The sequence below is a fragment of the Azospirillum halopraeferens DSM 3675 genome (assembly GCF_000429625.1).
In the GTDB taxonomy this organism is placed as follows: domain Bacteria; phylum Pseudomonadota; class Alphaproteobacteria; order Azospirillales; family Azospirillaceae; genus Azospirillum; species Azospirillum halopraeferens.
Genome location: NZ_AUCF01000043.1, coordinates 1 through 11,902 on the forward strand (window position 1 = coordinate 1; position 11,902 = coordinate 11,902).

The window sequence follows — 11,902 nt, forward strand, 5'->3', positions numbered from 1 at the left end:
CGAGGGTTCCCGGGGGCCGGCCATCGGTGACCTCGGCGACCGGGGCGAGCGTCGGGGAAAAGCCGGTGCGGCGCTCGGCATCACGATCCAGCCGATCGCCCGCGGCCGCAACGGCGTGTTCATCCCCACCGCAATCGCCCGGGTCGTGGAGCGCTCGTTTGCCTGGATCCCACGCTACCACCGATTGAACACCATCGTCGAGCGGACGAAGGAGCACCTCGTCGCGTCCATCGAGATCGCCTTCGTCTCAATCCTTGCTCGGCGTCTGAAGCGGCTCACTGCCCAGGATCTCAGCGCATAACATCTACGAACAGCCTCTCAGAGTTGAACTACGTCCCCGCCGCACGGGCTTTCAACGGCTTGACGCTCCCTACAAAAGACTACTTTGAAATTTATCGAGAAAAACCCTGAGCTTGGGAAGGATTTGCCTTCGTGATGGAAATACTGCCCAGATCGCAAGATCTCGTGGGGATGCGCCGTCAATATGTACGGGAACAAGGCTGCCGTTCTGTAGCTCATCCTTCACGTCCCAGGCGGAAAGCTGTGCGAGGCCGAGACCGGAAACACATGCGGCGAGGAAACCGTCCACGCCGCTGGACGAGAAGCGGCTGTTTACCCGCACCGATCGCTCCTTGCCATCAACTAAAAACTGCCAGTGTGTGAAGTTCGAGAAGGTAAGACATTCATGCTTGGCAAGATCATCGATCGTCTTTGGTATGCCACGCGCCGCAAGATAAGATGGGGAGGCATAGATGTGCTTAGGATTGTCTGCAAGCTTACGGGCAATCAGGCCTGAGTCCTTCATTGGTGCGATTCGGATCGCGAGGTCTATTCCCGAGGCGACGATGTCGACGATCGCGTCGCTCAGTTCGAGGTCGATGCGGAGACCCGGTTGCTCATCCAGCAACTCGTGAATTATTGGCATGATACGTTTGCGGCCAAGCGTAACTGGCGCTGTTACGCGCAGCAGGCCCGTCGCACCGCCCGCCGTCGGCTGCAGCGTCTGACGGGCGGCCTCGTGGGTGTCCATGATCTCCGCGGCGAAAGGCTGAAATGCTTCTCCCTCCGGTGTGAGCGAGAGTGATCTGGACGTCCGATTGAAAAGACGAACTCCAAGTTCGTCTTCGAGCGACGCGAGCCTTCGTGTCGCGGCCATCGGCGTAAGCTTCAGATGTCGCGCAGCCCCGGAAAGGCTTCCGATTCTCGCCGCGCCGAGGAAAACCTCAAGGCTCTGGATATCCATCGCGACCTCAACGAAAAGCGTTATCATGCATCACATAATGTGCGTATGGCAACACTTACCGTGGCGATGTACATCTTGTCCATAGACAGTCCAACAGAGGAAGACATGGCACAGGATGCTCTATTCAACCCGCTCCAACTCGGAGCAATGGCGCTCAAGCATCGCGTGGTGATGGCTCCTTTGACGCGAATGCGTGCCAAGCAGCCGGGTGATGTTCCTTATGAACTGAATGCCGAGTACTACGGCCAGCGCGCCAGTGAAGGCGGCCTTCTGATCACCGAAGCGACCGACATCAACCCATTCACAAAGGGCTACCGTTCGGTGCCGGGCGTCTACACGCCGGCGCAGATCGCGGGATGGAAGAAGGTGACTGCGGCGGTCCACGCCAAGGGCGGGTTTATTGTGAATCAGATATGGCACGTCGGCCGTGTCTCGCACAGCTCGCTCCAGCCCGGTGGCGTCCTACCCGTCGCGCCGTCGGCGATCCCGGCTCCGGGCGAGGGTTTTAATGCGGACGGAATTGCGGTGCCCTATGAGACGCCGCGCGAACTGACGGTCGATGAGATCGCAGCCATCAAGGCCGATTTTGGTCAGGCCGCGCGGAACGCACGGGAGGCCGGTTTCGACGGCGTTGAGATTCATGGGGCGAACGGCTATCTGCTCGACCAGTTCCTGCACGATGGCAGCAATCAGCGCACCGACGAATACGGCGGATCTGTCGAAAATCGCGCCCGTTTCCTTCTCGAAGTCGTCGATGCCGTGGTGGCCGGGATCGGCGGCGATAAGGTTGGCGTGCGCTTGTCGCCCTGGAGCGGCATCCTGGGGATGCAGGACTCCACCGGGCTCACGCTTTGGGAACACGTGATCGCTGAACTCGGCAAGCGCAAGATCGCGTATCTCCACCTGATCGAGCCGCGCGCCGACTTCACCAACGACGAGAGGCCGTTGGACATGGACGCGCCCGACGTTGCCGCCCTTTTCAAGAAGGCGTTTGGTGGTCCGATCATCTCGGCCGGCGGCTTTCTCCCGGACACGGCGGCGGCGGCAGTGGCTTCCGGCAAATCCGATGCCATCGCATTCGGCCGGCCGTTTATCGCGAACCCGGATCTGCCGGAGCGCATCAGAAACGGCGCGCCTCTCAACAAGCACAATCGGGCGACCTTCTACGGCGGCGCGGCAGAGGGTTACACGGATTATCCGTTCTTGGCTGCGGCAGAATAGGATCATGGCCGACCACGCTGAGGCGCTGAGGCACGGCATTCGTGCGCAGGTCGGGAGCAAGTAATGCCGCCGACCGCATGTCCGAAGTGGACGGCGCCAATGAAGAAATCATACCTGCTTGGTCGCCGCCGACACTAGGGTCTGTTGACATTCATCGTGTTTCCAAGACGACGGCAACAAGATGGATGGCGGCAGTGAGACCCTGCCCGATATCCGCCGCGCCATCTTCACCTGACCGGACCGGTCAGGCCGACGCTTGCGAAAGGGTGCCGGCGCGCGGCCTCGTCCGATGCGGGGCCGCTGCCCTTTCGGCACGGCGATGCCGTGCAGGATCTCCGAAGCGCCGCTTCCCTCGAACCATGAGAACACGCCATGAGTCTGGCACGTGTTGACCTGAATCTCTTGCTGGTGTTCGACGCGGTGATGATCGAGCGGAACGTGACCCGCGCGGCGCAGCGGCTGGGCATGACGCAGCCGGCCGTCTCCAACGCGCTGGGCCGGCTGCGCCTGACGGTGAAGGACGACCTGTTCGTCCGCGCGACCGACGGCATGCGGCCGACGCCGCGCGCGTCGGACCTGTCGGTACCGATCCGCGAATGCCTCCAGCATCTGGAAATCTGCCTGGACCAAGCCGGGTTCGACCCGCTCACCACCAACCGCACCTTTAGGATCGGCATGTCGGAGTATTCCTCCGCCCTGATGCTGGAGCGGATCAGCCTTCGCCTGCGCGCGGAAGCCCCCAAGGCGCGGCTGCACACCATGCCCTTGACCCACCTGAACCTGACGGAATGGCTGGACAGCGGCGACATCGACCTGGCCATCTCGCCGCGCGTCCTGTCCGGCGACGTCTACCGCATGCAGCCGCTGTTCGGGGACAACTTCATGGTAGCGATGCGCCGGGACCATCCACTCGCCGCACGCCCGCTCGACCTCGACGGCTATTGCGGGGCCGAACACATCCTGATCTCAATGAGCGGCAACACCAGCAGTCCGGTGGAGGAGGTAGTGCGCGCCACCGGCCGCAGCCGCAACATCGTGTTGACGGTGAACCATTTCCTGCTCGCCCTGAAGATGGCCGGCGACACCGACATGCTGCTGACGGCACCGGGCAAGCTCATCGGGCATTATCAGGGCGAGTACGGGCTGCACGTCGCGCCCTCGCCGATCGATGTGCCCTTTGGCGAGACCCGGATGACCTGGCACGTGCGCCTGGGCAGCCACCCGGCGCTGGACTGGTTTCGCGCCATGGTGGCCGAGGAGTGCAGCGTTCTGGTCGGAAGTCTCTAAGAAAAGCATATCTTCACTTCATCAAAGCCGCTCAATGCAAAGAACATAGGCAGCACATCAACCAAACAAAGGCAGGTACCGCCATGAAGACGAACACCGCCATTGCTTCTACTGCCTTTGCGATTGCCGCACTGACCTCTGGAGCGAGCCATGCCGCCGACAGCCTCCAGGATCAGATCCAGCAGACCCGCCTGGCCGTTCACAACGCCAGCCCGGTTGCCGATCGAGCCGACCGTGAGGCCGCCTTCATCAGCCTGAATGCGGCGGAAGGCCTCCAGCGCGCCGGCAACGCGGCCAAGGCCCAACAGTTCCTGAGCTTCGCCCGCGCCAAGCTCGGCCTGGACGGCGCCTCGTTCCATGCGGCGGCACCGGTTCTGGCGAAGCCCGCCGTGGCATCAGCCGGGAAGACGGGCAGCTTCGAGCAGCAGCTCGCGGAAGCCAGGATCGCCAGCCATAGCGTGTACCGCGACAGCCGCGAAACCGCGACGATCAACCTGAATGTGGCCCAATCGCTCAACGCCCAGGGCAAGCAGGCCGCGGCCCAGCAGTATCTGGACGTCGCGCGCGGCCAGCTCGGCCTTGCCTCCCAGCCGCGGACCGAGTTCGCCGATATCGGCGAGATCGGCGGCCTCCCGGTGGACGCTCATTGACTACCATGTGGCGGGACGGGCCCTGGCTGCGGACGCCAGGGGTCAATTGCAGAACGAGAGATTGGGGAAGTCGCATTTCCGTCGCGCTGTTCTCCCTTGGTGTCCCGACCGCTTGTCAAACCGTCGGCTCCCCTCCGAGCAACCCCTTATCTCTGAGCCGCTGAGCAAGACGGCCGTCAACCGGGCGAAGGGCTGCCAGCATCAGGGTATGGTTTCCGCACCTTGAATATAGCGGAATAATCAACGTGACGCGATGGTGAATTGCCATCTTTTCGCCCGCTTATCCAGAGAAAAAATGTAAGAAACCGATCTATGTTTGGCGATGATTTAAGACGAGGATAAACAAATGGCCGGTTCAAATTTATCCGATTCCACCAAGCCTCGCGCCGCACGCTGCTGCGTGGCAGCGTCGCCTTGGCCGCGGCGGCCGGCGTGCCTCTCGCTCCCGTCACCGCCTCTGCTGAACAGACAGGCAAGGAAACCGATATCATGAACAGCAATACCTTCACCACCAAGGACGGCACCCGGATCTTCTACAAGGATTGGGGCGCGGGCCAGCCGATCGTCTTCCACCATGGCTGGCCGCTGTCCTCGGACGACTGGGACGCCCAGATGATGTTCTTCCTGGCGCAGGGCTATCGGGTGATCGCCCATGACCGGCGCGGGCACGGCCGTTCGAGCCAGACCGACACCGGCAACGAGATGGACACATACGCCGCCGATGTCGCGGAGCTGGCCGCCCACCTCGACCTGAAGGACGCCATCCATGTCGGCCACTCGACAGGCGGCGGCGAGGTCACCCGCTATGTCGCCCGGCATGGCGGCAACGGGCGCGTGGTGAAGGCCGTGCTGATCGGGGCGGTGCCGCCGATCATGCTGAGGACGCCGGCCAATCCGGGCGGCCTGCCCATCGAGGTGTTCGACGGCTTCCGCGCTGCCCTGGCCGCCAATCGTGCCCAGTTCTATCACGACGTGCCGGCCGGCCCCTTCTACGGTTTCAACCGCGAGGGGGCGAAGGTCTCGCAGGGCATCATCCGGAATTGGTGGCGCCAGGGCATGATCGGCGGGGCCAAGCCACAATACGATTGCATCAAGGCCTTCTCCGAAACCGACTTCACGGAAGACCTGAGGGCCATCGACGTGCCGGTCCTGGTCCTGCACGGCGACGACGACCAGATCGTCCCGATCGAGGACTCCGCCCTGCTCTCGGTCAAGCTGCTCAAGAAGGGCACGCTGAAGGTCTACAAGGGCCTGCCGCACGGCATGTGCACCACCCACGCCGACCTCATCAACCCCGACCTGCTCGCCTTCGCCAAGGCCTGATACCGCCCCCTGCTATGGTGCATGGAGACAGTAAGGCACTGTCATGTGTGGACGACCGCTGCACCGTGTAGCGTACATGAATGTTGAGCGATCTGCTCGGATAGTTGGCCTTTTTACTGGGGGGCAGTCAACGGCATGCCAGTATTTATCTCACAGCCGGCGATGTGAAGATACTAAGCGCTCACCTGGAGAAAGTTAGCATTAAACGATGCCATGTCTGCATGGAGGGATGTGATCGCAGCACAACCGTAGCAACTTCTTGGACATACCTAATATTTGAAGAATGGGGGTTATATGATCTTCTTGAACATCAACGGCCAAGAGCGGGAGGTCGACGTTCCGGCCGACATGCCGCTGCTGTGGGTCCTGCGGGACGAGCTGAACATGACCGGCACGAAGTTCGGCTGCGGCATCGCCCAGTGCGGCGCCTGCACCGTGCACATCGACGGCACGCCCACGCGCTCCTGCGTGACGCCGGTCGAGGCCGCCGCCGGCACCGCCATCACGACCATCGAGGGCGTCCAGGGCAAGGCCGCCCAGGCCGTTCAGGCCGCCTGGCAGAAGATGGACGTCGTGCAGTGCGGCTATTGCCAGTCCGGCCAGATCATGAGCGCCATCGCGCTGGTGGCCGAGAACCAGAATCCGTCCGACGAGGACATCGACGCGGCGATGGACGGCAACGTCTGCCGATGCGCGACCTACCAGCGCATCCGGGCGGCCGTCAAGGACGCCGCCAAGACGATGAGGACCTGACCATGCTGCACAACCTCATCAAGCAGGCTGCCGCCGACATCGCCGTCGCGGCCCCCTCCCGCCGCTCCGTCCTGATGGGCGGCGGCGCGCTCGTGCTCGGCGCCATGCTGCCGATCCGCATGCGCGCGGAGGACGCCACCGGCCCGAAGATCGTCGGTCCGACCGACCCGCGCCCGCACGCCTTCGTCCGCATCGTGGCGGACAACACGGTGACCGTGCTGGTCAAGCATCTGGACATGGGCCAGGGCATCATGACTGGCCTCGCCACCATCGTGGCGGAGGAGCTGGACGCCGACTGGGCGCAGATGCGCGGCGAGTTCGCACCGGCCAACGGCGAGCTGTACGCCAACCACATGTTCGGTGTGCAGGGCACCGGCGGCTCGACCGCCGTGACCAACAGCTGGGACGAGCTGCGCATGGCCGGCGCCGCCGCCCGCGCCATGCTGGTCGCCACGGCGGCCCAGCGCTGGAGCGTTCCGGCCGCCGAGATCACGGTCGAGAAGGGCGCCGTCCGCCACGCCAAGTCCGGCAAGTCCGCGACCTTCGGCGAGCTGGCCGAGGACGCCGCCAAGCAGCCGGTGCCGACCAAGGTCACCTACAAGGATCCGGCACGCTACAGCCTCATCGGCAACGCGGCCCTGCACCGGCTCGACCACATCTCCAAGACCAACGGCACGGCGCAGTTCGCGCTGGACGTCCGGCGCCCAGGTCAGGTCACGGCGGTGCTCGCCCGCTCGCCCCGCTTCGGCGGCACGGTGAAGTCGGTGGACGACAAGGCCGCCCGCCAGGTCGCCGGCGTGATCGACGTGATCACCCTGCCCATCGGCGTGGCGGTGATCGCGAAGAACAGCTGGGCCGCCATGCAGGGCCGCCAGGCCCTGACCGTCGAGTGGGACGACAGTAAGGCGGAAAAGCGCGGCACCGAGCAGATGATCGCCGACTACCGCGCGCTGGCCGACAAGCCGGGCGCCAAGGCGGCGGCCAAGGGCGACGCGGCCAAGGCGCTCGCCGGCGCGGCCAAGGTGGTGGAGGCGGAGTTCGTCTTCCCCTATCTCGCCCACGCGCCGATGGAGCCGTTGAACGCCACGGTCCAGCTGACCGGGGACGGCGGCTGCGAGATCTGGGCCGGGTCGCAGTTCCAGGGCGTCGAGCAGAAAGTCGCCGCCAGCGTGCTGGGCTGCAAGCCGGAGCAGGTGAAGATCAACACGCTGTGGGCCGGCGGCAGCTTCGGCCGCCGCGCCACGCCCAACGGCGACTACATCGCCGAGGCCGTGACCATCGCCAAGGCCTACCCCAAGGCGCCGGTCCATCTGGTCTGGACGCGCGAGGACGACATCCAGGGCGGCCGCTACCGCCCGCTGTTCCTGCACCGCATCAAGGCCGGCGTGGACGCGTCGGGCAAGATCGTCGGCTGGGAGCAGCGCATCGTCGGGCAGAGCTTCATGGCCGGCACCCTGTTCGAGCCCTTCACGGTGAAGGACGGCGTCGACTCGACCGCCGTGGAGGGGGCCTCAGACATGGCCTATTCCGTGCCGAACCTCGCGGTGGACTACCATCTGACCGAATCGCCGGTGACGACCCTGTGGTGGCGGTCGGTGGGGCACACCCACACGGCCTACGCCAAGGAGGTCATGATCGACCAGCTGGCCAAGGCGGCCGGCAAGGACCCCGTGGCCTTCCGCGCGGACATGCTCCAGGACCATCCTCGGCTGCTGGGCGTGCTGAAGCTGGCGGCGGAAAAGGCGGAGTGGAGCAAGCCGCTTCCGCAGGGCCGCTTCCGCGGCGTCGCCGTGCATGAAAGCTTCGGCAGCTTCGTGGCCCACATCGCCGAGATCAGCCTGAACGAGCGCCAGCAGATCAAGGTGGAGCGCGTCGTCGTCGCCATCGACTGCGGCCGGGTGATCAACCCTGACGTGGTGAAGGCCCAGATGGAGGGCGGCACCGGCTGGGGAATCGGCCACGCGCTGCGCGACCAGATAACCCTGACCGACGGCGTCGTGGACCAGACCAACTTCGACAGCTACGAGCCGATGCGCATGTCGGACATGCCAGTGGTTGAGGTGCACATGGTGCCCTCCACCCTCCGGCCGACCGGCGTGGGCGAGCCGGGCGTCCCCGGCGCCGCCCCGGCGGTCGCCAACGCCTACTTCTCGAATACGGGCAAGGCCTTGCACGTCCTGCCCTTCGCGGGGAGGGGCGCGGTCTGATTGAAATTGCCGAACAAGACATCGGCGTTACAGCCGCTAATCATCTAATCAATACGATCTGGTAGTGTTCTGACAGGCCGCGAGGCGCCCGACCATGACAACACCCAGGATGCACGCCGCCCCGAGCCCGTCGGGCACACCCTCCCGCCGGATGTCAGGGACGGTCGGGGCTCCAGCGCCCGATGCGGCTGTATATGCCATCCCGCAGCCGTCTGACTTCCTTGTTGAGGTCTCCAAGCTCCGCAGGCGTCTGGCCGGACGCTTCGTGCAAGGCTTCGCCGAGGCAGCCGGCCCTGTCCTCCAGGGCGCGGCCCTGGTCCGTCAATGCGACGATCACCTGCCGCTCATTGCCGGGATTTCGGGTCCGCCGCACCAGTTGGGCCGCTTCCAGGCGCTTCAGAAGCGGCGTGAGGGTGCTGGACTCCAGGGCGAGCTGCTCAGCCAGGACGCCGATGGTCTGTCCGTCCTCGCGCCACAGGACGTTGAGTACGAGATACTGCGGATAGGTCAGCCCCAGCGCGTCGAGCAGCGGCTTGTACGCCCGCTGTATGGCCATGCCGGCCGAATAGATGGAATAGCAGAGCTGATGCTCCAGGGGCGGTGGACGTTTCGGTTCGGCGGGCATGACGGGCTCCTTGCATCCGGCGGCGGCAGGAAATCTTATCGCGATAAACTTTACACTTGATCATCCCCGCGCGCTACGCTAAACAGGATACATATTGCGATAACAGTTATCGCGGTATATCTCGAACCCGTCCATGCCGTGCCGAAGCCTTTTTCGGCCTGCCCGCGGTCGTCACCATCAACCCGATCACAGACTCAAAAGGAGAAATCCCATGACCACTAAGATCCGCCATCTCATCGCCAGCGCCACCGTTGCAGCCGTGGCGAGCGTCTCTGGCACCGTGCAGGCACAGCCCAAAACGCCTATCCCACAAACGCAGGCCGTCAAGAACGTCGTGCTCGTGCATGGCGCCTTCGCGGACGGCTCCGGATGGCGGGGTGTCTATGACGAACTCACCGGCCGGGGCTACAAGGTCAGCATCGTCCAGAACCCGCTCACCTCCCTGGCCGACGACGTGGCGGCCACCCGCCGCGTCCTAAGCCGGCAGGACGGCCCCGCCATCCTGGTCGGCCACTCCTATGGAGGCACCGTGATCACCGAAGCGGGGTCGGGCCCGGACGTGGCCGGCCTGGTCTATGTCGCCGCCCTCGCGCCGGACGCCGGCGAATCCACGCTCGACCAATTCGCCCAGATCTCCCCTCCTCCCGGCTTCATCATCGAGGAGCAGTCCGACGGGTTCGGCTTCGTGAACGGACCGAAGTTCAAGGAAGGCTTTGCCGGCGACACGAGCGACGCCGATGCGGCCTTCATGCGCGACTCGCAGGTTCCAATCGCGATGTCCGCCTTCACGGCCAAGGTGACCCAGGCGGCGTGGCGGGCCAAGCCCAGCTGGTTCGTCGTGGCGACGGAGGATGGCGCGATCGATCCGAAGCTCCTGCGGGAGACGGCCCGCCGCATCGGGGCGAACACCGAGGAGCTGAAGGGCAGCCACGTCGTGTTTCTGACGCAGCCCAAGGCCGTCGCCGATGTGATCGACCGTGCCGCACGGCAGGCAGCGCGCTGAGCCGCCGGAGGAGTCACCCCGGCGATCGACGCTCGCCACCCGAACAGCAGGACGAACCAGTCGCTGCCATCAGGCGGCGGCAACCCACCCACGGTCGCAGAGAGTGAACCGGTTCATGGTGTCCCGGTCGCGGTGCCGCAGCACCTGACCGATCTCGGTCAGCGAGGCGCCGGATCGGAGCAGTGCGGTCGCAAGGCTGTGTCGAAACAAGTGCGCGCCCATATGGGCGAAGCCCTGGATGCCGGCGCGCTTCAAGGCGGTGTTGGCCACCACGAACACCGAAGCCGACGTGGCGAAACCGACATGCGGTGCATCCTGGCGCAGGAAAACCCGGCGGCTGTCGGAATGGGGGGTCGTCCTGCAGATAGCTCGCGATGGCGGCGCCGACGTCCGCGGGCAACGGCATCGCCATCCGCGGCCGGCCTTTGCCATCGACCAGCAACTGGCCGGATCGCCAATCAATGGCGTCGAGCGTCAGCGTGGTCACCTCGGTGGCCCGCAGCCCAAGGCGGCAGAGCGGCATCAGGATCGCGAAATCCCGCCCCCCGGTGGAGGTTTCCCGATCACAGCCGTCAAGAACCTGCCGGATCTGCTCGGGCGTCAGACAGGTCGGCAGAGACACTTGGCGCCACCGCCGGACCGTAGGCACCGATCCGGCGAGATCGATGGACGTCCATCCTTGCCGCCGCAGGTAGCGCAGGAATGCGCGCAAAGCCCAGCACAGACATTTGGCGGCGGCTGGGCTGTGATCGCGCGCATGACGCTCGACAAATCCAATGATGGCCGCCTGTTCCAGCCTTGCGAAATCGTCGACAGTCTCGACGCCTTCTTCCCGAAGGAACAGCCGGACAGTTGGCCAATATACCCGGCGAAGTCATTGAAGATACGATCGCGGACATTCACTTCAGCCGGCTTCGGGGGCGCGGCGACACCGACTTCGCGCAGAACCGCCAGCAACTTGTTCAACGTGGGCCGATCGCCGGTCTGCGGGCGGCGATACCCGGCACGTTCAGCCAGGACGGTCGCGGCATCCCGCTCATCAACATCGCCTGCGCCAAGGCGATGACGCTCCAACCAACGGCTGAAGTCACCGACCAGGCGCAGAGACCGTCATGCCGTTGATCGACGATACCCTTCCCCGACCAGCCGAGCGGCGTACGCGTCGATGCAAACACCCAGAGGGCCTTCGTGCAGACGCCGTCGGTTGCTGGCCCTGCTGAGTTCGGCATTAACCTGCAAGCTCAACGGCGTCGAGCCCTTCGCCTACCTCCGCGACATCCTCGAGCGCATGGTGAACGGCTATCCTGCCAGCCGCCTTGCCGAACTGCTCCCGTGGAACTGGAACCCGGACGTCAACACCTGATCACGGGCGACCGCGCCACGCTTACGGATTTTCTGCCCAGAGCCACGGTGCGCCGCAACAGCCTGTTCGCTGGGTCGGATGCGGGCGCCAGGTCCCGGGCCATGTTCACCTCGCTCATCCAGACCGCTCGCCTCAACGACATCGACCCCGTCGGTTGGCTCACCGACGTGCTCGAGCGCATGGCGTCGGGCGCGGTGGACCGAGCCGTCGAGGGCCGTCCGTGAGGG

General features: G+C 64.8%; 12 protein-coding genes and 4 pseudogenes. 11 read left to right on the top strand and 5 right to left on the bottom strand.

The features are described from left to right. A pseudogene (locus G472_RS0123985) lies at positions 1 to 301 on the top strand (hypothetical protein); the annotation flags it as partial. Between the two features lie 69 nt (positions 302 to 370). Here G472_RS0123985 and G472_RS38365 read toward each other — a convergent pair. Then, positions 371 to 1,030: a substrate binding domain-containing protein gene (locus G472_RS38365; RefSeq protein WP_245593569.1), complete on the bottom strand. Its 660-nt coding sequence runs from the start codon at positions 1,028 to 1,030 to the stop codon at positions 371 to 373. An 87-nt stretch (positions 1,031 to 1,117) separates the two neighbouring features. Further along, positions 1,118 to 1,270, bottom strand: a pseudogene (locus G472_RS40370) (helix-turn-helix domain-containing protein); the annotation flags it as partial. Between the two features lie 120 nt (positions 1,271 to 1,390). Between G472_RS40370 and G472_RS0123990 the strand changes: the two are divergent. The 6 genes from G472_RS0123990 to G472_RS0124015 all read left to right on the top strand — a co-directional run bounded on the left by G472_RS0123990 (position 1,391) and on the right by G472_RS0124015 (position 8,684). Continuing rightward, positions 1,391 to 2,464, top strand: a complete 1,074-nt coding sequence (locus tag G472_RS0123990) for an alkene reductase (protein ID WP_425388004.1) — start codon at positions 1,391 to 1,393, stop codon at positions 2,462 to 2,464. A 372-nt stretch (positions 2,465 to 2,836) separates the two neighbouring features. Further along, entirely contained in the window at positions 2,837 to 3,751 is a 915-nt protein-coding gene (locus G472_RS35300) for a LysR family transcriptional regulator (RefSeq protein WP_051341199.1), read from the top strand. Between the two features lie 83 nt (positions 3,752 to 3,834). Further along, entirely contained in the window at positions 3,835 to 4,401 is a 567-nt protein-coding gene (locus G472_RS0124000) for a hypothetical protein (RefSeq protein ID WP_029010413.1), read from the top strand. 489 nt (positions 4,402 to 4,890) lie between these two features. Beyond that, the gene (locus G472_RS0124005) at positions 4,891 to 5,724 is read left to right on the top strand and encodes an alpha/beta fold hydrolase (RefSeq protein WP_029010414.1); all 834 of its coding nucleotides are present in this window, start codon (positions 4,891 to 4,893) and stop codon (positions 5,722 to 5,724) included. Positions 5,725 to 6,018: 294 nt separating this feature from the next. Then, the gene (locus G472_RS0124010) at positions 6,019 to 6,477 is read left to right on the top strand and encodes a (2Fe-2S)-binding protein (protein ID WP_029010415.1); all 459 of its coding nucleotides are present in this window, start codon (positions 6,019 to 6,021) and stop codon (positions 6,475 to 6,477) included. A 2-nt stretch (positions 6,478 to 6,479) separates the two neighbouring features. After that, positions 6,480 to 8,684, top strand: a complete 2,205-nt coding sequence (locus G472_RS0124015) for a xanthine dehydrogenase family protein molybdopterin-binding subunit (RefSeq protein ID WP_051341200.1) — start codon at positions 6,480 to 6,482, stop codon at positions 8,682 to 8,684. 154 nt (positions 8,685 to 8,838) lie between these two features. On the opposite strand, the gene G472_RS0124020 is transcribed toward G472_RS0124015, so the two are convergent. Beyond that, entirely contained in the window at positions 8,839 to 9,309 is a 471-nt protein-coding gene (locus G472_RS0124020; RefSeq protein ID WP_029010417.1) for a MarR family winged helix-turn-helix transcriptional regulator, read from the bottom strand. A 211-nt stretch (positions 9,310 to 9,520) separates the two neighbouring features. Between G472_RS0124020 and G472_RS0124025 the strand changes: the two genes are divergently transcribed. Next, positions 9,521 to 10,312 carry an alpha/beta fold hydrolase gene (locus G472_RS0124025; RefSeq protein ID WP_029010418.1) on the top strand — a complete coding sequence of 264 codons (792 nt, stop codon included), beginning with the start codon at positions 9,521 to 9,523 and terminating at the stop codon, positions 10,310 to 10,312. A gap of 69 nt (positions 10,313 to 10,381) precedes the next feature. Here G472_RS0124025 and G472_RS40375 read toward each other — a convergent pair whose 3' ends face one another. Beyond that, the gene (locus G472_RS40375) at positions 10,382 to 10,744 is read right to left on the bottom strand and encodes a tyrosine-type recombinase/integrase (RefSeq protein ID WP_084536885.1); all 363 of its coding nucleotides are present in this window, start codon (positions 10,742 to 10,744) and stop codon (positions 10,382 to 10,384) included. Continuing rightward, positions 10,680 to 10,961, bottom strand: a pseudogene (locus tag G472_RS40835) (tyrosine-type recombinase/integrase); the annotation flags it as partial. The pseudogene G472_RS40835 and the gene G472_RS40375, both read right to left, overlap by 65 nt. A 203-nt stretch (positions 10,962 to 11,164) precedes the next feature. Between G472_RS40835 and G472_RS0124035 the strand changes: the two are divergent. From G472_RS0124035 to G472_RS40840, 3 genes and pseudogenes are all read left to right on the top strand, one after another. Beyond that, complete coding sequence (locus G472_RS0124035; protein WP_029010419.1) at positions 11,165 to 11,434, top strand: hypothetical protein; 270 nt, start codon at positions 11,165 to 11,167, stop codon at positions 11,432 to 11,434. 103 nt (positions 11,435 to 11,537) lie between these two features. Further along, positions 11,538 to 11,675 (top strand): annotated as a pseudogene (locus G472_RS38380) (transposase domain-containing protein); the annotation flags it as partial. After that, entirely contained in the window at positions 11,645 to 11,899 is a 255-nt protein-coding gene (locus G472_RS40840) for a transposase domain-containing protein (RefSeq protein WP_156927239.1), read from the top strand. The pseudogene G472_RS38380 and the gene G472_RS40840, both read left to right, overlap by 31 nt. Positions 11,900 to 11,902 lie beyond the last annotated feature (3 nt).

Coding starts and splice junctions, on each gene's coding strand:
- G472_RS0124005 (WP_029010414.1), top strand. CDS start 4,891: ATGAACAGCAATACCTTCACCACCAAGGACGGCACCCGGATCTTCTAC.
- G472_RS0124000 (WP_029010413.1), top strand. CDS start 3,835: ATGAAGACGAACACCGCCATTGCTTCTACTGCCTTTGCGATTGCCGCA.
- G472_RS40375 (WP_084536885.1), bottom strand. CDS start 10,744: ATGGCAAAGGCCGGCCGCGGATGGCGATGCCGTTGCCCGCGGACGTCG.
- G472_RS0124025 (WP_029010418.1), top strand. CDS start 9,521: ATGACCACTAAGATCCGCCATCTCATCGCCAGCGCCACCGTTGCAGCC.
- G472_RS38365 (WP_245593569.1), bottom strand. CDS start 1,030: ATGGACACCCACGAGGCCGCCCGTCAGACGCTGCAGCCGACGGCGGGC.
- G472_RS0124015 (WP_051341200.1), top strand. CDS start 6,480: ATGCTGCACAACCTCATCAAGCAGGCTGCCGCCGACATCGCCGTCGCG.
- G472_RS0124020 (WP_029010417.1), bottom strand. CDS start 9,309: ATGCCCGCCGAACCGAAACGTCCACCGCCCCTGGAGCATCAGCTCTGC.
- G472_RS35300 (WP_051341199.1), top strand. CDS start 2,837: ATGAGTCTGGCACGTGTTGACCTGAATCTCTTGCTGGTGTTCGACGCG.
- G472_RS0123990 (WP_425388004.1), top strand. CDS start 1,391: ATGGCGCTCAAGCATCGCGTGGTGATGGCTCCTTTGACGCGAATGCGT.
- G472_RS0124010 (WP_029010415.1), top strand. CDS start 6,019: ATGATCTTCTTGAACATCAACGGCCAAGAGCGGGAGGTCGACGTTCCG.